Raw genomic sequence first — 22,047 nt, forward strand, 5'->3', positions numbered from 1 at the left:
TGCTGCAGGTGGAAGCCGGTCCGATGTGGGCGGGAGTGGCGAACGGCGACGCGGACGCGATCGTCGCGGCTTGGCTGCCGATTACGCACAAGGACTATGCGGAGCAGTACAAGGACAAGTACGAGGATCTCGGGGCGAATTTGAAGGGAACGAAGCTTGGCCTCGTCGTTCCTTCTTATATGGACATTTCCTCGATCGAGGATTTGGCCAAGTAGGACAGCATCGGAGTCCCGGCAGGCACCAGGCACAAGAATGAGCTTGAGCCGCTTGCCGGACGAAAAAGAAAACCAGGAGGCAGACGCATTTTCGGATGCGCCTGCCTCCTGGTTTTTTTATGGCTTGGCGAGGGAGAGCCGCTTTAACCTCTCGAGCCGCTCGGGCTCGGAAAACCAGCGGTCCCGGGAAAGGAGCGAATGCGCCTCGCCGAAGCATTCGGCGGCTTCATGCGAGCGTCCAAGCGCAAGCAGGCATTCGCCAAGCTCCTCGTAGACGTACCCGTCCGGATCGGCGGCATCCCTATGCTTCAGCAGATCCAGCTGAATCGGATAGGCTTCGTCGGCCCGGCCGAGCAGGCGGAGCACCTTGGCCTCGCACCATCTCGCAATCGCAATCGGCTTGGGGCTCCCCTGCTCCAGGCGGAAGGACAAAGCCTTTCTGAACAGCTCCAGAGCCTCTTCCAGCTCGCCGGCCTCGACCTTGGCCCAGCCGACGTTGTTGTACAGCGATCCAAGCCAGCGGCTCGCAGCCGGACTGCTCTCGGCCAGCCGGAGCGCCTTGTCGTTCCATTCGGCCCGCTTGTCCGCGGCCGGCTCCGCGATTCCGAGCATATGAGCGGCGTCGACGGCATAATCGTCCTCTCCCGACTCCAGGCCGAGCTCCCATGCCGCGACAAAACAAGGCAGCGATTCCGGCTGGCGGGAGGAGGAGTTGTAGACCCGTCCCCGCTCCAGCAGGCAGCGGATTGCGGCCGAAGGAGGGGAGTCCGCAAGCAGCGCCTGCGCCTCGTCCAGGACAGCCTCGGCTTCCTCGAATTTCTGCTGCAAGCCCAGCGAGCGGGCAATCTGCGTCAGCAGTTCGGCCCGGTAGCCGCAGCTCTCGGAATCCTTGATTTCCCCGTATCGGGCACGGAACCGCTGCTCCGTCTGATCCGGCTGCTGATAATCCCACATGGCATCGAAATCTCTCATCGCATATACTCCAGTCATGATATGATTTGGATCGATTATCCGAACGACAACGGCTGAAACCGGAATTCGAGCCTGCAGCCGCTGCGCAGTTTTCAGAATCATTCCATCCGCTCCGCCGCGACTTGCGCATGGCTATCGTTCATTTTAATCGAGATCGCCTGCTTCGTACACATTCCGTTTTCCGGAGGAGGAAGGGATGGAGCTGTTCATCGCGCCGTATTATAATGAAAGAAAGAAGGGCAGGAAGAAATGAGGCGAGGCGAATGATTTTGGTCAGCTCCTGTCTGGCCGGGCATGAGGTCAGGTATAACGGAACGCACTGCCTGAGCGAAAAGATCGGGGCGCTGCTCCGTGACGGGCGCGCTGCCGCTGTCTGTCCGGAGCTTATGGGAGGCTTCTCGACTCCCCGCGAGCCGGCGGAGATTCAGGGAGGCAGCGGAGAAGATGTCCTGGACGGCGCTGCGCGCGTCGTAGACCGAGCCGGACTCGATGTCACGGCCCTCTATCTGGCGGGAGCGTACAAGACGCTGGAGCAGGCGAGGGCGGTCGGCGCCGATACCGTCATTTTGAAGGAGAACAGTCCGTCCTGCGGAAGCTCCGCCATTTATGACGGCCATTTCAACGGCATGAAAATTCCCGGCAGCGGCGTCACGGCCGCTTTGCTGCGCCGCCACGGAATTCGGGTGCTGTCGGAGGAAGAGATGCAGGAATGGGACGGGGCGAGTTGTGCCCAAGGATGATCCTGACTGCCGAGTGGGCGGCTGGTTCTGCAGGCGCAGGTCCCTAATAAGGGAGAGGCTTGGCTTGGAAATTGGGCATGAATAAGCAATCCGTCTTGACATACATACCCCCTGGGGGTATATTGGGAGGGAAAGAGCATTCAAATCCCGGCTCCGGCAGAGCCTGAAGGAGATGTGGAATAGATGGCGACAGAAGTTCTTCAAGTGAAGGGAATGTCCTGCGGGCATTGCGTCAGCTCCGTCGAAGGAGCGGTCCGGAATGCGGGCGGCGCCGCGAAGGTCGACCTTGCATCCGGCCAAGTAACGGTGGAATTCGACGATTCCAAGCTGTCCGTGCAGGCGATCAAGGAAGTCATCGAAGAGCAGGGCTACGATGTCGTTTGATTTGAAGAGATAGGCTAGCTTCAACCGGGAAGGATTCGAGCGGCAAGCGCTCGTTTCCTTCCTTTTTTGTTTCTAGCGGCAGGGGACGGAAGCGATGTCGCCATTTTGCATAAAGAATGTCCTCATTCGCTAGTCTTTTCCATCCAGGCTCTGTGTTACATTAAAGATGGGTAAGGGCTTTCAATTACAAGTTGCGGAGGTTGGACAATGAGCAAACTGCGTGTGGGCATCATCGGCTGCGGCGGCATCGCGAACGGCAAGCATCTGCCGGCATTGAGCCAGAACGGAAACGTGGAACTTGCGGCATTTTGCGATATCGTCGAGGAGAAGGCGCGCCAGGCCGCGGATCAGTACGGCATTGAAGGCGCAGCCGTATATACCGACTATCAGGAGCTGCTGAAGGACGGCAGCCTGGATATCGTGCATGTGCTGACGCCGAACGATTCGCATTCGCCGATCTCGGTCGCCGCGCTGGATGCCGGCAAGCATGTCATGTGCGAGAAGCCGATGGCCAAGACCGCGGAGGAAGCCAGAGCGATGCTGGAGGCGGCGCGCCGCTCCGGCAAGAAGCTGACGATCGGGTACAACAACCGCTTCCGTCCGGACAGCCAGCATCTCAAGAAGGTGTGCGAGGCCGGAGAGCTGGGCGAGATCTATTACGCCAAGGCGCATGCGATCCGCCGCCGCGCCGTTCCGACCTGGGGCGTCTTTTTGGATGAGGAAAAGCAAGGCGGGGGACCGCTTATCGATATCGGCACCCATGCGCTGGACTTGACGCTGTGGATGATGGACAACTACAAGCCGGTGTCGGTGACGGGCTCGGTCTTCCACAAGCTCGGCTCCAAGGAGAACGCGGCCAATGCATGGGGACCATGGGACCCGGCCAAGTTCACCGTGGAAGACTCCGCAATGGGCTTCATCAAGATGGAGAACGGCGCGACGATCGTGCTCGAAGCGAGCTGGGCGCTCAACACGCTGGACATCGACGAAGCGAAATGCTCGCTCAGCGGGACGGAAGGCGGAGCCGACATGAAGGGCGGCCTCCGGATCAACGGCGAGGACAGCAGCCGCCTGTACGTCAAGGAAATCGATCTGAACGCAGGCGGTGTCGCCTTCTACAGCGGCACGTCGCAGCGCGATATCGACGTGGAATGCTCCGCCTGGATCGATTCCGTTCTCAACGATACGGAACCGGTCGTGAAGCCGGAGCAGGCGCTTGTCGTGACGGAGATTCTCGAAGCGATCTATGAGTCCGCCCGTACGGGCAAGACGGTGTATTTCGACTAATACGGCCATGCAAAAAAACGGTCCTCTCCCGGCGACGGGAGGACCGTTTTTTGCATTTTACCGTTGTTTTACGCGTGGCGGTTCTCAAGCCCAGCCCTTCAGCCAAAGGGCCAGCATGCCCAGGTATTCCTTGAGAGCAGCGGAGCTGGCCGCCATGGCGCTGCCGGAGGGGAGCAGCTTGCTCCAATAGAAGACGGCATCGGCGGGAGCTCCGTAGTCGACTGGATAGGGAAGGGGAGCGAGCCCGGCTTGCCGGAACGTCTCCATCGAGCGTCTCATATGGAAGGCGGAAGTGACCAGCACGGGACGGCTGAACCCTTCTGCCTCCATCAGCAGCTTGCTGTAAGCGGCATTCTGCCCGGTATTGAGCGAACGGTTCTCGAGAAAGATGCTCTCGGCCGGAATTCCCAGCTGGCGCAGCTGCCTGCCCGCAATGTCCGCTTCATTGCCGCTGTCCGGGAACACCCGGCCTCCGCTGAACAGAATCGGCAGCCCCGTCCCCAGATGCAGCCGGACTGCCGCCAGCAGCCTTGCTTCTCCCGAACCGGACAGGTTGCCGAGTCCTCCGAGATCGGGCGTATCCGGCGTCGCTCCGCCGCCGAGCACGACGATGACGTCGGCTTGCCTGCCCGCTTCAGCCGGAGAAGGCTGGGGATAGCGGCTTTCGATGCTCCGCACGAGAGCGTCGCTGGCCAGCCCCGAGCTCATCCCGTACAGCGCGGCAAGGAGCAGCAGCGGGAGCCATGTCCATTTGCGGTCCCGGATCCACGTTCTCCAGACGGCGGCCCCGAGCAGCAGCAGGAACAAGCCGGGAGGAAGGAGCAGGCTGTAGGCGAATTTGACGAAATAGATCAAGGCTTGTCCTCGCTTGATTCCGGGGAGATGACGGAGCGGACGCCTTGAAGCAGCCCTCGCCGTTTCCCCTTGCTTTTGAAACTCATCTATTATAAATCATAAAACGAAGCCGATTGGCAAGAGGCCGTCAGCTTGAAAAAGCAGACTGCATGCTCCGGCTGCGGGGATAGGCAGGCTGAACGGCAGACGATCCCTTCTTTTCCGGGAACGGACACATCTCGGCTATGCAGCTTTTCCGCTTCCCTCAGGAAACTTCTGTATTTGACATGATTATGTCGGAATAATAGAATAAAGACTTTGGGAACGGGGTATGAAAACCGCGCCGCTTCCGCATGCCAGAACGAGCTTCCATCGACTATAGACAAATCCGACGCCCGCCTATATAATACCACTTAAACTACTTGGTTTTATTGGAATTGATAGGCGGTGTTGTTCCGGGAGGGATAAACCTGATTCACTTGCAGGATGTGACGAAAACATACCGCAGCGCTGGCGGCGGAGAAGTAGACGCGATCCGCGACATCACGCTCGATGTCCGCAAAGGCGAGATATTCGGCATTATCGGCCATTCCGGGGCCGGCAAAAGCACGCTGATCCGCTGCATGAATCTGCTGGAGCGTCCGACGCGCGGCACGGTGAAGGTCGGGGAAGTGCTCCTGACCGATCTGGGAGAACGGGGCTTGCAGCGGGAGCGCCGCAAGATCGGCATGATCTTTCAGCATTTCAATCTGCTCTCCAGCGTGACGGTCCGCGACAATATCGCGTTCCCGCTCAAGCTGGCAGGCCAAAAGAAGCCGGCCATCGCCCGCCGCGTGGACGAGCTGCTGACGCTGGTCGGCCTGCAGGCGCACGGGGACAAGTTCCCGTCCCAGCTGTCGGGCGGCCAGAAGCAGCGTGTCGGCATCGCGAGGGCGCTCGCGGCCAATCCCGAGGTGCTGCTCTGCGACGAGGCCACTTCCGCGCTCGATCCGCAGACGACGAACAGCATTCTCTCGCTGCTGATGGACATCAACGAGAAGCTGGGGCTGACGATCGTGCTCATCACGCATGAGATGGGCGTCATCCGCTCCATCTGCGACCGCGTCGCGGTCATGGACGCCGGTACGATCGTCGAATTCGGCAACGTGCTCGACGTGTTCCTGAAGCCGTCCCATCCGGTCACGAGGCAATTCGTCGACGAGATGTCGGATCTGTCGGACGGCGCGCCGCTGCGGACCCGCGACAATTCGCGGCTCATCCGGCTCCATTTCGTCGGGGAAGAAACCTACCAGCCGGTGCTCTTCGAAGCGCTGAAGGGCAGTCCCGTGCAATGCGCCATTCTCCAGGGAACCGTCTCCCGCATGAAGCATACCCCGTACGGACAGCTTCTTGTCGAACTGAGCGGCGGAGGTCCCGGCGAGGCGGACGCGGTCATTGAATCGCTCCGCGCAAGCGGACTCGATGTGGAGGTGCTGCCGGAATGACTTGGGAGAATATCAATTGGGACGAAATCTGGCAGGCGACGCAGGATACGCTGACGATGATGGTGTTCTCCATGATCTTCACCGTCATTCTCGGCCTCGCGCTCGGCGTTCTGCTGTACTTGACGTCCAGCCGCCAGCTGCTCTACATGCCGGCTCTGTATTCCGTCCTGTCGTTCGTCGTGAACATCCTGAGGTCGGTGCCGTTCATCATCCTGATGATTGCGGTCATGCCGTTCACGGAAGCAATCGTCAATACGACCATCGGCGTGAAGGGAGCGATTCCGCCTCTCGTCATCGGAGCGGCTCCGTTTTTTGCCCGACTGGTCGAAACGGCCTTGCGGGAAGTCGACAAAGGCGTCATCGAAGCCGCGCAAGCGATGGGAGCTTCCAAATGGGACATCGTCCGCCGCGTGCTGCTGCGGGAATCCCGGCCGGGACTGCTCGCCGCGGTAACGGTCACGGCGGTCACGCTCGTATCGTACACCGCGATGATGGGCACCATCGGAGCAGGAGGGCTGGGAGACCTGGCGATCCGTTACGGCTATATGCGCTTCCAGACCGACATCATGATCGTGACGGTCGTCATCCTCATCGTGCTGGTTCAGCTGCTCCAGGTTCTTGGAGACCGGCTTGTCCGCCGAATCAGCCGGAGATAAGACAAAGAGAGATTACACTACATTTATTGGAGGGTCATACTCATGAAAAAATGGCTTACTGTGCTTACCTTGTCGCTGCTTGTGCTTGCCCTTGCGGCTTGCGGAGCCAAAAACGGCAACAACGCCGGCGGCGCGGCTGCAGAAAACGCCGCATCCAACGCCGGCGCAGGCGCTTCCGAACCGATTACGCTGAAGGTCGGCGCTTCGCCGGTTCCCCATGCCGAGATTTTGAACCATATCAAGGATGCCCTGGCCAAAGAAGGCGTCAGCCTTGAAGTCGTCGAGTTCACGGATTACGTTCAGCCGAACGTGCAGCTGTACGAGAAAAAGCTGGACGCCAACTTCTTCCAGCATGTCCCTTACCTGGACGAGTTCAACAAAGAACGCGGTTATGACCTCGTCAGCGTCGGCACGGTGCATGTCGAGCCGATCGGAGCTTACTCCGACAGCCTCAAGTCGAAGGACGAGCTGAAGGACGGAGCGACAATCGCGATTCCGAACGACGCCACCAACGGCGGCCGCGCCCTCAAGCTGCTGGCAGACAACGGCCTGATTACGCTCAAGGACGGCGCCGGAATCAGCGCGACGGTGAAGGATATCGCGACGAACCCGAAAAACCTGAAATTCAAGGAGCTTGAAGCGGCCACGCTGCCGCGCGTCCTGAACCAGGTCGACCTCGCGATCATCAACACGAACTATGCTCTCGACGCCAAGCTCAACCCGACGAAGGACGCTCTGTTCATCGAAGGCAAGGAATCCCCTTACGCCAACATCGTCGCCGCCCGTCCGGACAACAAGGATTCCGAAGGCATCCAGAAGCTGATCAAGGTTCTGAACAGCGACGACGTGAAGAAATTCATTGAAGACAAATACGCGGGAGCCATCGTTCCGGCGTTCTGATCCAAAGCAAAGCTGAAAGGCCCTCGCGCAATTGCGCGAGGGCCTTTTTTATGACGGCTGGCGCTCAGAGCACCCGCGCCGCCGATACGAACCGTTTCTGGTAACCGCTGTCGAAGCTGCTGATGACGATGCCGTTCACCTTGGAGCCGATCGTGTTGTGGATGAACTTTCCGTTGCCCATGTAGATGCCGACATGTCCGATCGATTTGGAGGAGCCGACGGTGAAGAACATGAGATCGCCCTTGCGGAGATTGGCTTTGCTTACCTTGGTGCCTTGCTTGCTCTGCGCGGTCGATCCCCATTTGAGCGAGACGCCTTGGGAAGCGAAGACATATTTGGTGAACGAGGAGCAGTCGAAGATGAGCTTCGACGGGTTGTTCGTTCCGTAGCTGTACTTCACCTTTCCTTTCAGGGATTCCGCAAAGGCGACGATGCGGTCGGCCTTAGCGGAAGCGGTCGATGCGGACGCTGCTGCGGTATATGTACTGCTGGCCTGCGCGGCATGGACGGGCTTGGCCGCTGCCGCAGTACCCGCGGCAAGGATAAGGGACAGCGCGGCGGCGCCGGCGACGGTTTTGCGAAGATGCAGGAAAAGATTCATGATGTTCCTCCTTCTGGCGATGTAAGGCTATTCTAGCATCGCTTGATGGAAGGCGGATATTTTCTTAGAAAAGCCTAATCATGCCAAAAAAAGCCAAATTAAAACCCGCCATTTAGGCGGGCCGGGAATCGAATGAGATCAGTTGTTGCTCAATTGGCCGGAACGGTCCGGGAGAAGAGTCTCCTCCGCGGCGGATACGTAACGATTGCGCGCGGCTCCGAGGCCAAGCACGATGACGATGCAGGAGAGGCCGAGCAGGATGGCGAGCACCGGCTTCCAGGAGCCGGACAGATCATGGATGGAGCCGAACACGATCGGCCCGAGCGCCGCCAGCAGGTAGCCGAGCGACTGCGCCATGCCGGACAATTTCGCCGCTTCCCCGGCGTTCCGAGTGCGGAGGCCGAAGAAGGTGAGGGCCAGCGAAATGGTCGCTCCCTGACTGAGGCCAAGCAGCGTGATCCAGAGCCAGGTCATGCCTGTGCTGCCGAACAGGAGTCCGGAGTAGCCGCTCAGCGAGAGAGCGCCGGACACGAGCACGAGCGGCACCTGGGAGCGCATGCGGCTCGCCCATACCGGCATGAAGAAGGAAGTCGGCAGGCTGACGAACTGCATCAGCGAGAGCATCCAGCCCGCGGCGGAGGCGCTCATCCCGTTCTCATGGAATACCGCCGGCAGCCATGCGATTGTCACATAGAACGTCATGGACTGGATGCCCATGAAGAACGTGATTCTCCAGGCGAGCGAGGATCGGAACATGCTCGGAGACGACCCCGCTTGATAGGAGGCGGCAGCCGGAGCCGACTTTCGAGTAAATGGAATCCATACGGCGAGCGCGACCGCGGCCAGCAGCGCCCATATGAGCAGCGCTCCTTTCCATCCCCAGCCCGGCACGGAAGCGAGCGGGACGGATACGCCGGAGGCGATGGCGGCGAATACGCTCATCGTCACCGAATACGATCCGGTCAACAGTCCGATCCGCGTCGGGAAATCGCGTTTGATGATGCTCGGCAGCAGGACGTTGCTGAGCGCGATCGCAAGGCCCAGCAGGGCGGTGCCGGCGAACAGTCCGGCTGCGGCGGGCAATGTCCGCAGCAGCATGCCCGCAATCAGGAAAAGCAGCCCGTAAAGCAGGGAGCGCTCTGCGCCGAAGCGGTCCGCGATGCGCGGAGCAAGCAGGGACATGACCGCAAAGGCGATCAGGGGGAGCGAGGTGAGCAGGCCGGACATTTCGCTGCTCAGGCCGTAGCTGGCGCGGATCTGGTCGATCACGGGCCCGACGGAAGTTATGGCTGCGCGCATATTGGCGGCGATCAGCAGAATTCCTGCGATCGCCGAGGCAGTCAGAAGCCTGCTTCGGCCGGAAGCAGGCTTGGGAATGTGGCTCATGAATAAGTTCCTTCTTTCCAGGCCCCTCGGTTGACATTGTGTGTGAGCTTTTTAGGGTACCAATAACGTATATTATCCTACTTCACGACTAAAGTAAATATAAATGATGCTTCCTTCAGCCGCTTTCGCCAGTGAAGCGCCCCGGCCAAACCTTCTGCCTTCTAATTAAGATGTCCCGCGGACGGAAGCTGGCGGCTGGCAATCGATGGCGGAGCGAAAAGCTGGATAAGAGACGAGGGAAAGGCGAATAATAACCTCCAATTCATGGCTTGCGATGCTGCGCCGCCGGACGGCGCTGCGATAGCGGCCAGCAAGGGGGAACATCGATGTCAAGCAAAAGCGCTCGGCGCGAAGGCTTCAAGAAAATGACGATGTCGCCGAAGGAGTATCAGGCGTTCGCCAAGACGAGGGAGCCGTCCCGCTCTGTTTTAAGCAACTGCGTACGCGCCTTTCTGGTCGGCGGCTTCATCTGCCTGATCGGCCAAGGCATCCAGGAATTTTTCATGCATGCCTTCAAAATGCCGGTGGACAAGGCCGCGAATCCGACGGTCGCCGTCTTGATTCTGATCTCGGTCATTCTGACCTGCCTGGGCGTCTATGACAAGATCGCCCAGTGGGCGGGAGCGGGCACGGCGGTGCCGGTCACCGGCTTCGCCAACTCCATGTGCTCGGCCGCCCTGGAGCACCGCAGCGAGGGGCTCGTTCTCGGCGTCGGGGCGAATATGTTCAAGCTGGCAGGCTCTGTCATCGTATTCGGCACCGTAGCGGCTTTCTTCGTCGGGCTCGCGCATCTCATCCTGGGTACTGGGGGGCAGCCTTAAGATGCAAAGAGGAAAGCAGACCTGGTGGTTCGAAAACCGTCCGGTCATTGTCGGGACGGCTACTGTCGTCGGCCCTGACGAGGGAGAAGGGCCGCTTGCCGCTGATTTCGACCTGATCCACCCTGAACTGGACATGCAGCAGAAGAGCTGGGAGAAGGCGGAGCGGCTGCTGCTGGAGCAGGCTTCGGATCTCGCGCTGAAAAATGCCTCCATGACGAAGGAGCAGCTGGAGTTTTTCGTCGGAGGGGACTTGATGAACCAGATCATCAGCAACACCTTCGCTGCGCGGACGCTGGGCGTGCCCTACCTGGGCGTCTTCGGAGCCTGCTCCACGTCCATGGAGTCGCTGGCGATCGCGTCGCTGATCGTCAACTCGGGCGCGGGCAAATCCGTGCTGGCCGGAACCTGCAGCCACAACTGCACGGCGGAGAAGCAGTTCCGGTACCCGACCGAATACGGGTCGCAGAAGCCGCCGACGGCGCAGTACACGATTACCGGCGCAGGAGCGGCCGTCGTCGCGCCCGCAGGCATCGGACCGGTCGTGGAATGCGCGACGATCGGCCGCATCGTCGATCTCGGCATCACCGATCCCTTCAATATGGGCGCGGCCATGGCCCCGGCTGCGGTCGACACCATCCAGATGCATCTGACGGACACCGGCCGCTCGCCGGGCGATTACGACCTGATCGTCACCGGGGATCTGGCGACGGTCGGCCACGGCATCGCGGCCGACCTGCTGAAGCGCAACGGAGTCCCGATGGAGCAGACCCAGTTCAAGGACTGCGGCTTGATGATCTACGACGTCGACAAGCAGAAGGTTCAGGCCGGGGGCAGCGGCTGCGCATGCTCGGCCGTCGTCACCTACGGCCATCTGCTGAAGCGAGTCCAGTCGGGGGAGCTGAAGCGGATTCTCGTCGTGGCGACTGGAGCGCTCCTTTCGCCGCTGTCGTTCCAGCAGGGGGAGACGATTCCATGCATCGCGCATGCGGTGTCCATTGAACAAAGCGGGGTGTACGCATGATCTATTTATGGGCGTTTCTGATCGGCGGGGCGATCTGCGTCATCGGGCAGCTGATGTTCGACGTCGGCAAGCTGACGCCGGCGCATACGATGGCGACGCTGGTCGTCATCGGAGCCGTCGTGGACGGCTTAGGCTGGTACGAGCCGATGATCAAGTTCGCCGGCGCGGGCGTCACGGTTCCGATCACGAGCTTCGGCAACTCGCTCGTCCACGGCGCGCTGACCGAGCTGCACGATACGGGATGGATCGGGGTCATATCCGGAATATTCAAGGTCACCAGCGCAGGCATAAGCGCGGCGATCATCTTCTCTTTCCTGGCGGCTCTCGTCGTCCGTCCGAAGGGATGAGCGAAACATTTTGTCCCTAACTATCGTATGCATTGGAGAATCCCTCTGTGGGATTCTCCAATTTTTTTTGGAAACGGATGTTATTGTTAGAATTAGTCGGTTCTTGTAAACTAATAGGATACCGCTATCGCAGGGGAAGCCGTCTTCGGAAGGAGTCATGGACATGGAAGTCTACGCATCCGATCTACAGCTGTGCACGGACATTCGACGCAATTTGGAATCCTGCATCCTCGGCAAGGAGCGCGAAATCGAGCTCGTGCTGATCGCCCTGCTGGCAGGAGGCCATCTTCTGCTCGAAGATGTTCCCGGCACAGGCAAGACCCAGCTCGTCAAGGCTCTGGCCCGCTCCATCGGGGGCGACTTCAGGCGGATCCAGTGCAATCCGGATCTGCTGCCTACCGATATTACCGGCCTGACCATCTATCATCCCCGGGAGGAGCAGTTCATCTTCCGTCCCGGTCCGATCATGTCCCATCTCGTCCTTGCGGACGAAATCAACAGGGCGACGACGAAGACCCAGTCCGCCCTCCTCGAGGCGATGGAGGAGAGAAGCATCACGGTGGACGGGGAGACGTATTCGCTGCCGAGCCCGTTCATTCTCATCGCAACCCAGAATCCGATCGAGTTCGAGGGAACGTATCTGCTACCCGAAGCCCAGATGGACCGCTTCATGATGCGGCTGTCGCTCGGCTATCCCGGGGAAGCCGAGGAGAGGCGCATGGTGCTCAAGCAGGAAAGCGGCCATCCTTCCGACCTGCTCGGCCGGGTCGCCGAGATCGGCGACATCGTCAAGCTCCAGGAGCTGGCGGAGAAGGTCCATGTGGACGAGGCGGTCGGAGAATACCTGGTCCGGCTCGTCCGCAGCACCCGCGAGCATGAAGGCGTGCAGCTGGGAGCCAGCCCGCGCGCGGCGGTAGCATTGATGCGCGCCGCCAAAGCCCGGGCGCTGATCGAGAAGCGGGAATACGTCATTCCGGACGACGTCAAGCAGCTCGCCGTCCACGTGCTTTCGCACCGGCTCCTGCTGAAGCCGGCTGCGAGGCTTGGCGGCACCCGCGCCGAGACGGTCATCGAGGACGTCATCGGCCGGACCAAGGTGCCGGTCCGGCTGGAGCGCTGATCGATGGGCTCGATCCCTGCAAGGAGGCGCCAGTCCGCCTTCAGGTGGCGGCTGCTGGCGTTGATCTACGTCTCCAGCCTGTTGTACATGCTTTTTCAAGGCGGCAAAACCGCCGTCATGATCTTTTGCATCCTGAACGGACTCATCGTCTATATTTCTCTTGGTTATTGGAGCGGTATCCGCGGCATATCGGGCAAACGCCTGATCAGGGCTTCCGGAGACCTGTCGCCGGCGGCCCAGGCGGTTCTGAGCGCGGGGAGCTCTCAGGAAGTAAGCCTGAGCATGAAGATGCCCGGCTATTATCCCGTTCCCTACGTGCTTGTCCGGGAACGGCTGCAGCGCAACGGCAGCGAAGAGATTCCGTTCGAGATCAGCTTCGTGCCGAATGTGAAGCGGAGCGGACAGGCTTCCTACAGGACGCCGCCGCTGGAAAGAGGCGTCTACCGGTTTTTGCCGACCGAATGCTCGACGCGGGATTTGTTCGGCTTTTTCGAGCACACCGGCCATTTCGAATCGGCGGACGCTTTTGCCGTGAGGCCGAGGACGATCGAGCTTCGCGGCTGGGAGCGGGTGCGCAGAGGGGCGAAAGGCCATTATTCGCATGCCTCGGCTCCCCGGGCTTCGCGCGAGACGACCCAGATCAACGGCATCCGGGAGTTTCTGCCGGGCGACCGCCTCTCCCGCGTCCATTGGGGGGCGACCGCCAAGACCGGACAGTGGAAATCCAAGGAATTCGAGCGCGAGGCGCTTCCGCGTACGATCGTGCTCCTGGATGCCTGCCGCCGCCAGGCTCCGGGCGCCGAAGCCCGATTCGAGATCGCCGTGTCGACGGCGGCGTCCCTGTTCCAGCACGGACTTCGGCGCAATACGTCGATGGGGCTCTGGATTTCATCCCGGATTCCGGGCATTCTCCGTTCCGGCAGCGGCGGCGATCAGCTTCATCGGGCGATGGATCTGCTCACCGCGGCGGACAACGATGGAGCGGAAGGAATCGATGCCGCCTTGCCGGAGGCGGAGGCCGTGCTTGAACGCGGCTCGCTGGCCGTGCTCGTGACGGACGCCGGTGCGGATGAAGTGCGCCGGGCGATGTCCAGGCTGTCCCGGCGGGGCATGAATCCTTGCTGCATCAAGATCGAGGACCGTTCCTCGGGAACGGACAGCCCCTCATTCCACGATTACGGCGGCCCTGTCTATGTGATCTCGAGCCTGGAAGAGCTTCCGGACGCGCTTGACGGAAGGGAGGTCGCCAACGATGCCTGAAGGCAGGAAAGCCCGCCGCTACCTGGGGCTTGTCCAGGGAATGAACGCCCCCACCGCCCGCTGGTTCGTCATGCTGAGCGGCCTTCTGACAGCCGTCATGATTGCGAGCAGCCTATCGGTGCTGGAGAAGATCTGGTGGCCCGAAACGTTCCGTGTCGCTTACCTCGTCCTGGGCGTGTCAGCCCTGGCCGAGCTGCTGCCTCTTCGGAGAATATACCGGATCCTGCTTCAGCTTGCGTCCATCGGCGTCATCCTCTATGCCGCCGCTCCCATCGAGTGGACGCCATACGATCCGATTCTCATGGATGACCGCTTGTCCTATCTGGCGGATAATGCTGCCGCCCTTCATCCGTTTCTGGAGATCGCGCTCGCCGTGTGGATGATTTATATCCTCTTCTCGGCCTGGACGCGTATCCGGATCCGCATTGTCGGCTTCACTTCGGTGTGCCTGCTCGTGCTGGCCGTGACGGATTCCTTCACGCCGATCTATCTATGGGACAACACGGCCGTCGTCATTTTCGCCGGACTGGTCTGGCTGATCGCCGAGCACTTCGCCCGCTTCCAGCGGGACCATCCCGCAAGCTGGACGAGGCTGAAGAGCTACCCGGCGCAACTTCTCCTGCCGATCGTGCTGGTGCTTTCCCTCGTCATGGCGACGGGCTTGTTCGTTCCCGAGATTCCGCCGATCATCAAGGATCCGTACACGGTATGGAAGGAAGCCCAGGGCGAGCAGGTCCAGTCTTTCGTAGGGGACAAGGGCATTGCGCCGGCGAACTCCAGCAAGCAGAGCAGCAAGTCGGGCTACAGCCGCGAGGACGGCAAGCTTGGCGGCGGCTTCAACTACGACTATTCCCCGGTCATGACGGTCAAGTCGGACCGCAAGAGCTATTGGAGAGGCGAGACGAAATCGTATTATACGGGCAAGGGCTGGGAAGACAGCGAGCTCGAGAAGAACGAGCAGCTCATGCCGTTGGCTGTGGGCAGCGAGCTTTCGCTGGCGTGGGATCGCTCCGCCGCCGATACGGTGGAGATCAGTCAAGAGTTCAAAATGGCCCGCAAGGACATGTTCCCGGTCCTGTTCGGAGCCTCCGCCATCCAATCGCTGAAGTCAGTCAACGACTCCGGGAGCATTTCCGGGTCTGGGGGCTGGGGGCCCTCCTCCATGGAGCTCCGGTACGAGAACGGGCAGAAGACGTACCCCAAAACCTATTCCATCGTCTCCGAGCAGACGCTCGTGGACGATGGCGTGAAGAATGCAAAGGCCTTCATGGACAACAGCGCCGATCAGCAGATGTATACGCAGCTCCCGACGGATATTCCGTCTCGGGTCGCTCAGCTTGGGCGCGATCTGACGGCTGCCGAGACGACGGACTTCGGCAAGGCTGCGGCGATTGAAACGTACCTGAAGGTCAACTATCCGTACACCAACGAACCGGATACGAGCAAAAAGGTCAGCGCCGATTTCGTCGATTCCTTCCTCTTTGAAATCCAGGAAGGCTACTGCGACTATTACTCGTCTGCGATGGTCGTGCTTGCCCGCTCCGTCGATCTGCCCGCCCGCTGGGTGAAAGGCTATGCCTCCGGCTCGAACCGCGTTCCGACGCCGGGCGGCATGCGAGGCGGCCCCGAGGAATGGATGGAGAGCGACACCTATACAGTGCGGAACTCCGATGCCCACTCCTGGGTCGAAATCTACTTCCAGGGCTACGGCTGGATTCCGTTCGAGCCGACGGCAGGCTTCGCTTATCCGTATCCGGCGGCAGCCGACGATGCGGCAGCGGCAGCCACCCCGACGCCGGCGCCAAGCGCGGCTCCGGCAACGGACACGGAGGCTGCCGAGACATCCGGCTTCAACGTTCCGTCCTACGTCTACGTCATCGGGGGTATCTTCCTGGCGGCAGCCGCGGCTGCAGCGGCATTCGTGAACCGGCATTTCCTGGCCGATTCCTGGCGCCGCCTGCGCATCCGCTCGCTGTCTGCCGAGGAGCGGATATCGTGGGATACCGGCCGGATGATCCGCTCCGCGAGACGGGGCGGCCTGGTCAAGGAGGATCACGAGACGCTGAGGGAGGCGGTGCTGCGGTGGTCCAAGCAGCGCAAGTATCTGCAGCAGGAGCTTCAGGCTATCCTGGCTGATTTCGAGAAAGTGAAATACAGCGGACAGCCCGTTTCATACGGCGACGCCGAGGCCTTCGCCGGCAAAGTCAAAGGCGTGCTCGGCAGGTTCGGCAAGCCGGGCTGATCCGGGCCCAGCCGGCAAATTTCGGGAAAGGAACCGCTCCTGTTGACAGGGCGGTTCCTTTTTGCGCCGTTATCCTGTAATATGGTATAGTTTCGTAAGATAGCAGGCTCTAAGCAAGGGAGACTAAGCGATGTTTGAACGGCTGGTGCCGCACATGCGCGTGAAATCTATATATGAAATCGATCTTGATCTGCTGAAGGAGAAGGGTGTTCGAGGCATTATCACCGATCTCGACAACACGCTCGTCGGCGCCCGGATCGCACTGGCGACCCCGGAACTGATCGCCTGGCTCGACAGGGTCAGGGAACTCGGCTTCCAAGTCGTAGTCGTATCCAACAACCACGAGACCCGGGTATCCCGATTCGCAGAACCGCTGGCGATTCCGTTCATCCATGCGGCCCGCAAGCCGTCCACCCAAGCGTTCCGCAAGGCGCTGGCGGTGCTTGGCCTGGAGGCGGAACAGACGGTGGTCGTCGGCGACCAGATGATGACCGATGTATTGGGAGGCAAGCGGATGGGGCTGTATACGATACTCGTAGCTCCCATCTCGCCGGCGGATGAAGGCTTCGGCACCCGGATCAACCGGCTGCTGGAACGGATTGCCCTCTCCCGGCTGCGCCGCAAGGGCCTGTGGCAGGAGGAGGAAACAAGCAAGTGAGCGAAAAACTACTGGACAAGCAAGGATGCGCAGGCTGCGGAGCCGCGCTTCAGTCCGACAGCAAGGACAAGCCGGGCTACGTCCCGGCATCGGCAAAGGGCGGCGAAGCCGTCATCTGCCAGCGGTGCTTCCGCATCCGCAACTACAACGACGCCGTATCGGTGTCCATGGACCATGACGAATTCCTGAGGCTGCTCGGCGGCATCGCGTCTACCGACAGCCTCGTCGTGCATATCGTCGACCTGTTCGACTTCGAAGGAAGCCTGATCTCCGGCTTGCAGCGCTTCGTGGGCAACAATCCCGTGCTGCTCGTCGTCAACAAGATCGACCTGCTTCCGAAGGGGACGAACTACAACCGCATCCGCAACTGGGTGCAGCGGCAGGCCAAGGCGCAAGGGCTGCGCACGGTCGATATCGTCCTGTGCAGCGCCAAGAAGGGAATGGGCTTCGAGCGGGTCGTAGAAGCGGTCGAGGAGCTGCGCGGCCGCCGCGACGTCTACGTCGTCGGCGCCACCAACGTCGGCAAGTCGACGCTCATCAACAGGCTCATTTCCGACTACAGCGATCTGGACCGGGAATTGACCGTATCGCGGTTCCCCGGAACGACGCTCGACGAGATCCGCATCCCGCTCGACGACGGCAAAGCCATCGTCGATACGCCGGGCATCGTGTACCGCTCGCGCCTGACGGAGCTCGTGCCGCGCGGCGTTCTGGGAGCCTTGCTGCCGGACAAGCCGATCAAGCCGCTCGTCTACCAGCTCGATGCCGGGCAGACGCTGTTCTTCGGAAGCCTGATCCGGTTCGATTATGCGGCCGGAGCCAACCTCAGCTTCACGCTGTACACGGCCAATGCGATGAAGGTGCACCGGACGAAGTTGGAGCGCGCCGACGATCTCTATGCCCAGCACAAGGGCGAGCTGCTTGCCCCGCCTTCGCGGGAAGAGCTCGAGACGATGCCGGCCTGGACGCGCCATTCCCTGCGCATTCCAAAAGGGAGCGAGTCCGACGTGTTCGTCTCGGGCCTGGGCTGGATCCGCGTCAACGGCACCAGCGGCGCGCAGATCGAAGTGTATGCGCCCAAGGGAGTCAAGGTTCTCGTCCGCGAGGCTTTAATCTGACAGAGACGGGAGTGCTGACGGCATGATGGCAAAGTCGAATGGAATGGCCGGAGTGGAAATCGACAGCCATACGACGCTGTACGGCGTCATCGGCGACCCGATCCGGCATTCCAAATCGCCGGTCATGATGAACCGCGCCTTCCGCGAGGCCGGAGTGAACGGCGCTTATGCCGCCTTCCATGTCGCGGCTGACCGGCTAGGCGATTTTTGGGCCGGAGTCAGGGCGATGGGCATCCGCGGCGTCAACGTGACCATTCCGCACAAGCTGGACGTCATGAGCCATCTGGACCATGTCGATGAGGGAGCCCGCCTGATCGGAGCGGTGAACACCGTCGTGAACGAAGGCGGCGTCCTGACCGGCTACAACACGGACGGAATCGGATATGTCCGTTCCCTCAAGGAAGAGGCCATGCCCGATCTGCGAGGCAAGCGCATCGCGGTCATCGGTGCCGGCGGGGCCGCCCGCGGCGTGCTGTACGCGCTGCTGAAGGAAGAGCCGGCGGAGGTCGCGGTGCTGAACCGGACCGAGGAGCGCGCCAGAGAGCTGGCGGGAGCTTTTGCCTCCCTTGGACAGGTGCGGGCGCTCCAGCAGTCCGGCGGCGAGGCGGAGGATGTTCTCCGCTCAGCGGATCTCGTCGTGAATACGACCTCGATCGGGATGCATCCTAATGTAGACGCATGCCCTGTCGACGTATCGCTGCTGCGGCCGGACGCGGTCGCAAGCGACCTGATCTACAATCCGCTTGAAACCGCATGGCTGGCCCAAGCCCGCAGCCTCGGCCTCCGGACGCATGGAGGACTCGGCATGTTTATCTACCAAGGCGCTTACGCCTTTGAATACTGGACCGGCATACCGGCTCCGACCGGAGCGATGAGGGAAGCCGTCCTGCAGGCGATGCAGGAGAAGTCCGCACCATAGAGAGGTATGTGATTTTATGTTGACAGGCAAACAAAAACGCCATCTGCGCGCGATGGCGCATCATCTGACCCCGATTTTCCAAATCGGCAAAGGCGGCTTCAACGAGCAGCTGGTCAAGCATGTCGAGGAAGCGATCGAGAAGCGCGAGCTGCTCAAGGTCAATCTCCTCAACAACTGCGACGAGGATGCGCGCGAAGTCGGCGCCCAGCTGGCGCAAGGCTCCGGCTCGGAGCTCGTGCAGGTGATCGGCAAGACGATCGTGCTGTACAAGGAATCCAAGGACTACAAGACGATCGTGCTTCCCCGCTAGGCTGCACGCTTCCGTAATACCGAAGCATGCCGGCCATGGGGAGGAGGGGATCGAATGCGCAAGGCAGGCATCATGGGAGGCACGTTCGATCCCATTCATATCGGGCATATGATTGCGGCGGAGCGGGCGATGGAGGCTTGCGGGCTGGACGAGATGCTGTTCATCCCCAATGCCGGGCCTCCGCTCAAGGACCGCGCTCCGGGGGCTTCTCCGGAAGACCGCTGGAGCATGGTCCGGCTCGCCGTACAAGCCCATCCACGCTTCCGGGCGCTGGATATCGAGCTGAAGCGCGGCGGAGTCAGCTACACGTTCGATACCGTCCTGCAGCTGCAGGAAGAGATGCCGGAGACGGAATTCCATCTCATCATCGGAACGGACCGGATCGGAGATTTGCCGAAATGGCACCGGATCGGCGAGCTTGCGGAGAGGATCCGCTTCATCGGCGTCGACCGGCCGTCCGACGACGGCGATCCGGCGGCTTCCGCCACCGCCGCGGCCGGCAGACTTCCGGACAAGCTCGGAGAGCGTCTGCTGCTGGCTTCGATGCCGCGGCTGGCGATCTCCTCGACGGCGATCCGGGCTCGGCTCGGTGCGGGCTTGTCGGTCCGGTACCTCGTTCCGGAGCCGGCGCTTGATTACCTTCTGGAGAAGGGACTGTACCGCCATGATGGATAAGCAGCAGATGATCGAATCGATTCGCTCCGGCATGCCGGAGCGCCGCTGGCAGCATGTGCAGGGCGTCATCTCGACGGCCATCGTGCTCGCCAAGCGGTTCGGAGCGGATCCGGACAAGGCGGAGCTGGCCGCCATCCTCCACGATCTGGCCAAATACTGGCCGGTGGACCGGATGGAAGAAGCGATCCGGGAGGAGGGCGCCGACCTCGGCATCCTGTCTTACGACAAGGAGCTGTGGCATGCGCCCGCAGGGGCCTATATATCCCGCCGGGACTACGGCGTCACGGATATCGAGGTGCTCGACGCCGTCCGTTACCATACGTCCGGCAGGGCCGGCATGACGCTGCTGGACAAAGTGGTATGCCTCGCGGATTACATGGAGCCGGGACGGGACTTCCCCGGCGTGGACGGCATTCGGGAGCTTGCCGAGACCGACCTCGACGCCGCGCTCAGAGCCGGTTTCGATTCGACGATACGATTTTTGCTGGAGAAGGGAAAAGTAATCTATCCCCTGACGCTCGCTGCACGGAACGATTTGATTCGCAACCCATAACGATTACACATTAGGAGGCAACTGAATGGCCCTGAATTCCGAACAACTGCTGCAGGCCGCCGTCGAGGCGGCCGAAGATAAAAAAGCGGGCAACGTCGTCGCGCTCAACCTCAAGGATATTTCTCTCGTCGCCGATTATTTCGTCATCTGCCACGGCAATTCCGATACGCAAGTGCAAGCGATCGCCACGGAGATCCGCAAGCGCGCCCAGGAGGGCGGCGTGACGATGCGCGGCCTTGAAGGCATGGATACCGCGCGCTGGGTGCTGATCGACCTCGGAGACGTCGTCGTGCATGTCTTCCACCGGGACGAGCGCGACTATTACAGCCTGGAGCGGCTGTGGTCCGACGCCAAGGTCGTGGAGTTCGCATGACTCCCTACGCCGGACAAATATTGAAGCTGAGGGTGGCGCGCGAAGTGTCGCCCTTCGGCTTTTTTCTAAGCCTTGGAGACGAAGAGGATACGGAAGTGCTGCTGCACTACAGCGAGACGAATGGACATAAGCCGAAGGAAGGGCAGGAGCTGGAAGTGTTCCTGTTCCACGATACCGACGACCGACTGTCCGCCACGATGAAAAAGCCGCTGATCCGGCTCGGAGAGCTGAAGCGGCTGGCTGTCGCGGACATTCATCCGCGTCTCGGCTGCTTCCTCGAGATCGGTCTCGGACGGCAGCTGCTGCTGCCGCTCTCGGAGCTGCCGGAGCTCGTCGACCTCCGTCCGCTGCCGGGCGATGAGGTCTACGTGACGCTGTCGCATGACAAGAGCGGCCGCCTGCTCGGCAAGCTCGCGCGCGAGGATGATCTGGCGAAGCATGTATTCCCGGTACCGGCGGCCTGGCGCAACGAATGGAAGGAAGGCTGGGTCAGCCGCACGCTGCAGATGGGCTCCTTCGTCGTCCTGGACGGCGACGTCATCGGATTCGGAGCGTACGGCATGATTCCGGCATCGGAGCGTCCGGAGCCGCTGCGCCTTGGACAGCGTGTCCGGGCCCGGGTAACCTTCGTCCGCGAGGACGGCCGCGCCAACCTGTCGATGGGCCAGCTCAAGCAGGTAGGACGTCTCGAGGACGCGGACCGCATCCTTGCGTTCATCAAAGAGCGTCCGGGGCAGGCGATGCCGTACTCCGACGAGACTCCTCCGGAGATCATCAAGAACAAGTTCGGCATCAGCAAGGGGGCGTTTAAGCGCGCCGTCGGCAAGCTGATGCGCGAAGGGCTCGTCCGCCAGGAAGGCAACTGGACGAAGCTGATCACGGAAGCCGAGAGCGGCGCCGCGACGGAAGGCAAAGCTTCGGCTGAGGAAAACGGCGGAGCCGAATAGGTTTCGCTCGGAGACGGCCGCTTCGTCTGCAGGTTGAAATTTGCTGGTTGGATCAAGAGGCAGGGCTCGTCGATGCGGCCATGCGGTTCGTTTCGGCTCGAAGGCGTGGCGGTTGAGCCGAGGGCAGGCGATGCCCCGCCATTCACCGTGCTGCGCCTGCAGGGCTTGAAGGCTTGATACGACTGATGCGCACTTAAGGAAGCGTCTGCCGTTGCAAATGTGTT

At 61.1% G+C, this 22,047-nt stretch carries 25 protein-coding genes; 21 read left to right on the forward strand and 4 right to left on the reverse strand.

Annotated features, from left to right (window positions below):
* Nucleotides 1–215: glycine betaine ABC transporter substrate-binding protein (locus BN871_RS22155; protein WP_048748904.1), on the forward strand; the 215-nt coding region annotated here is incomplete at its 5' end.
* A 117-nt stretch (nucleotides 216–332) separates the two neighbouring features.
* Here the strand turns inward: BN871_RS22155 and BN871_RS22160 are convergent.
* On the reverse strand, nucleotides 333–1,187 hold the full coding sequence (locus tag BN871_RS22160) for a tetratricopeptide repeat protein (RefSeq protein ID WP_069202568.1): 855 nt from the start codon (nucleotides 1,185–1,187) through the stop codon (nucleotides 333–335).
* A gap of 263 nt (nucleotides 1,188–1,450) precedes the next feature.
* On the opposite strand from BN871_RS22160, the gene BN871_RS22165 reads away from it, so the two are divergent.
* From BN871_RS22165 to BN871_RS22175, 3 genes are all read left to right on the forward strand, one after another.
* Nucleotides 1,451–1,927: a DUF523 domain-containing protein gene (locus BN871_RS22165; protein ID WP_048748907.1), complete on the forward strand. Its 477-nt coding sequence runs from the start codon at nucleotides 1,451–1,453 to the stop codon at nucleotides 1,925–1,927.
* 183 nt (nucleotides 1,928–2,110) lie between these two features.
* Nucleotides 2,111–2,311: a copper ion binding protein gene (locus tag BN871_RS22170; RefSeq protein ID WP_021881609.1), complete on the forward strand. Its 201-nt coding sequence runs from the start codon at nucleotides 2,111–2,113 to the stop codon at nucleotides 2,309–2,311.
* Nucleotides 2,312–2,518: 207 nt separating this feature from the next.
* Nucleotides 2,519–3,598 (forward strand): Gfo/Idh/MocA family protein, encoded by a 1,080-nt coding sequence (locus BN871_RS22175; RefSeq protein ID WP_048748908.1) that lies wholly within the window; start codon nucleotides 2,519–2,521, stop codon nucleotides 3,596–3,598.
* An 84-nt stretch (nucleotides 3,599–3,682) separates the two neighbouring features.
* Here BN871_RS22175 and BN871_RS22180 read toward each other — a convergent pair whose 3' ends face one another.
* Nucleotides 3,683–4,453, reverse strand: a complete 771-nt coding sequence (locus BN871_RS22180; RefSeq protein ID WP_048748909.1) for a YdcF family protein — start codon at nucleotides 4,451–4,453, stop codon at nucleotides 3,683–3,685.
* A gap of 449 nt (nucleotides 4,454–4,902) precedes the next feature.
* On the opposite strand from BN871_RS22180, the gene BN871_RS22185 reads away from it, so the two are divergent.
* The 3 genes from BN871_RS22185 to BN871_RS22195 are packed head-to-tail and all read left to right on the forward strand — an operon-like array spanning nucleotide 4,903 to nucleotide 7,472.
* Entirely contained in the window at nucleotides 4,903–5,916 is a 1,014-nt protein-coding gene (locus BN871_RS22185) for a methionine ABC transporter ATP-binding protein (protein WP_048748942.1), read from the forward strand.
* Nucleotides 5,913–6,572: a methionine ABC transporter permease gene (locus tag BN871_RS22190; RefSeq protein ID WP_021881207.1), complete on the forward strand. Its 660-nt coding sequence runs from the start codon at nucleotides 5,913–5,915 to the stop codon at nucleotides 6,570–6,572. The genes BN871_RS22185 and BN871_RS22190 overlap by 4 nt, the downstream gene beginning before the upstream one ends.
* Nucleotides 6,573–6,614: 42 nt before the next feature.
* Nucleotides 6,615–7,472: a MetQ/NlpA family ABC transporter substrate-binding protein gene (locus BN871_RS22195; RefSeq protein WP_048748910.1), complete on the forward strand. Its 858-nt coding sequence runs from the start codon at nucleotides 6,615–6,617 to the stop codon at nucleotides 7,470–7,472.
* A gap of 64 nt (nucleotides 7,473–7,536) precedes the next feature.
* Here BN871_RS22195 and BN871_RS22200 read toward each other — a convergent pair whose 3' ends face one another.
* The gene (locus tag BN871_RS22200; protein ID WP_049867735.1) at nucleotides 7,537–8,073 is read right to left on the reverse strand and encodes a C40 family peptidase; all 537 of its coding nucleotides are present in this window, start codon (nucleotides 8,071–8,073) and stop codon (nucleotides 7,537–7,539) included.
* 138 nt (nucleotides 8,074–8,211) lie between these two features.
* Entirely contained in the window at nucleotides 8,212–9,459 is a 1,248-nt protein-coding gene (locus BN871_RS22205; RefSeq protein ID WP_048748911.1) for an MFS transporter, read from the reverse strand.
* A 326-nt stretch (nucleotides 9,460–9,785) separates the two neighbouring features.
* Here BN871_RS22205 and spoVAC point away from each other — a divergent pair, with 326 nt between their 5' ends.
* The 14 genes from spoVAC to BN871_RS22275 all read left to right on the forward strand — a co-directional run bounded on the left by spoVAC (nucleotide 9,786) and on the right by BN871_RS22275 (nucleotide 21,823).
* The gene (spoVAC, locus tag BN871_RS22210) at nucleotides 9,786–10,280 is read left to right on the forward strand and encodes a stage V sporulation protein AC (RefSeq protein WP_048748912.1); all 495 of its coding nucleotides are present in this window, start codon (nucleotides 9,786–9,788) and stop codon (nucleotides 10,278–10,280) included.
* A gap of 1 nt (nucleotide 10,281) precedes the next feature.
* The gene (spoVAD, locus tag BN871_RS22215; RefSeq protein WP_048748914.1) at nucleotides 10,282–11,301 is read left to right on the forward strand and encodes a stage V sporulation protein AD; all 1,020 of its coding nucleotides are present in this window, start codon (nucleotides 10,282–10,284) and stop codon (nucleotides 11,299–11,301) included.
* Complete coding sequence (gene spoVAE, locus BN871_RS22220) at nucleotides 11,298–11,648, forward strand: stage V sporulation protein AE (protein WP_048748916.1); 351 nt, start codon at nucleotides 11,298–11,300, stop codon at nucleotides 11,646–11,648. Before spoVAD ends, spoVAE begins: the two co-directional genes overlap by 4 nt.
* 163 nt (nucleotides 11,649–11,811) lie before the next feature.
* On the forward strand, nucleotides 11,812–12,768 hold the full coding sequence (locus BN871_RS22225; protein WP_048748918.1) for a MoxR family ATPase: 957 nt from the start codon (nucleotides 11,812–11,814) through the stop codon (nucleotides 12,766–12,768).
* Nucleotides 12,769–12,771: 3 nt separating this feature from the next.
* On the forward strand, nucleotides 12,772–14,028 hold the full coding sequence (locus BN871_RS22230; RefSeq protein WP_021879581.1) for a DUF58 domain-containing protein: 1,257 nt from the start codon (nucleotides 12,772–12,774) through the stop codon (nucleotides 14,026–14,028).
* Nucleotides 14,021–16,270 carry a transglutaminase domain-containing protein gene (locus BN871_RS22235; protein ID WP_048748919.1) on the forward strand — a complete coding sequence of 750 codons (2,250 nt, stop codon included), beginning with the start codon at nucleotides 14,021–14,023 and terminating at the stop codon, nucleotides 16,268–16,270. Before BN871_RS22230 ends, BN871_RS22235 begins: the two co-directional genes overlap by 8 nt.
* A gap of 130 nt (nucleotides 16,271–16,400) precedes the next feature.
* Nucleotides 16,401–16,928: a YqeG family HAD IIIA-type phosphatase gene (locus BN871_RS22240; protein ID WP_021879578.1), complete on the forward strand. Its 528-nt coding sequence runs from the start codon at nucleotides 16,401–16,403 to the stop codon at nucleotides 16,926–16,928.
* A complete protein-coding gene (gene yqeH / locus BN871_RS22245; protein WP_048748922.1) occupies nucleotides 16,925–18,046 on the forward strand; it encodes a ribosome biogenesis GTPase YqeH in 1,122 nt (373 codons plus the stop codon). The genes BN871_RS22240 and yqeH overlap by 4 nt, the downstream gene beginning before the upstream one ends.
* Nucleotides 18,047–18,068: 22 nt before the next feature.
* Nucleotides 18,069–18,965, forward strand: coding sequence for a shikimate dehydrogenase (gene aroE / locus BN871_RS22250; protein ID WP_021879576.1), 897 nt, complete (start codon nucleotides 18,069–18,071; stop codon nucleotides 18,963–18,965).
* Nucleotides 18,966–18,981: 16 nt separating this feature from the next.
* Complete coding sequence (gene yhbY / locus BN871_RS22255; protein ID WP_021879575.1) at nucleotides 18,982–19,275, forward strand: ribosome assembly RNA-binding protein YhbY; 294 nt, start codon at nucleotides 18,982–18,984, stop codon at nucleotides 19,273–19,275.
* A 54-nt stretch (nucleotides 19,276–19,329) separates the two neighbouring features.
* Nucleotides 19,330–19,950 carry a nicotinate-nucleotide adenylyltransferase gene (gene nadD / locus BN871_RS22260; protein ID WP_048748924.1) on the forward strand — a complete coding sequence of 207 codons (621 nt, stop codon included), beginning with the start codon at nucleotides 19,330–19,332 and terminating at the stop codon, nucleotides 19,948–19,950.
* Nucleotides 19,943–20,503 carry a bis(5'-nucleosyl)-tetraphosphatase (symmetrical) YqeK gene (gene yqeK / locus BN871_RS22265; RefSeq protein ID WP_048748951.1) on the forward strand — a complete coding sequence of 187 codons (561 nt, stop codon included), beginning with the start codon at nucleotides 19,943–19,945 and terminating at the stop codon, nucleotides 20,501–20,503. Before nadD ends, yqeK begins: the two co-directional genes overlap by 8 nt.
* Before the next feature lie 25 nt (nucleotides 20,504–20,528).
* Nucleotides 20,529–20,876 (forward strand): ribosome silencing factor, encoded by a 348-nt coding sequence (gene rsfS / locus BN871_RS22270; RefSeq protein ID WP_021879573.1) that lies wholly within the window; start codon nucleotides 20,529–20,531, stop codon nucleotides 20,874–20,876.
* Nucleotides 20,873–21,823, forward strand: coding sequence for a S1 RNA-binding domain-containing protein (locus BN871_RS22275; protein WP_048748926.1), 951 nt, complete (start codon nucleotides 20,873–20,875; stop codon nucleotides 21,821–21,823). The genes rsfS and BN871_RS22275 overlap by 4 nt, the downstream gene beginning before the upstream one ends.
* The last annotated feature ends 224 nt before the right edge of the window (nucleotides 21,824–22,047 follow it).

Origin of the sequence: Paenibacillus sp. P22 (genome assembly GCF_000469945.2) — a bacterium.
Lineage (GTDB): Bacteria > Bacillota > Bacilli > Paenibacillales > Paenibacillaceae > Paenibacillus_O > Paenibacillus_O humicus.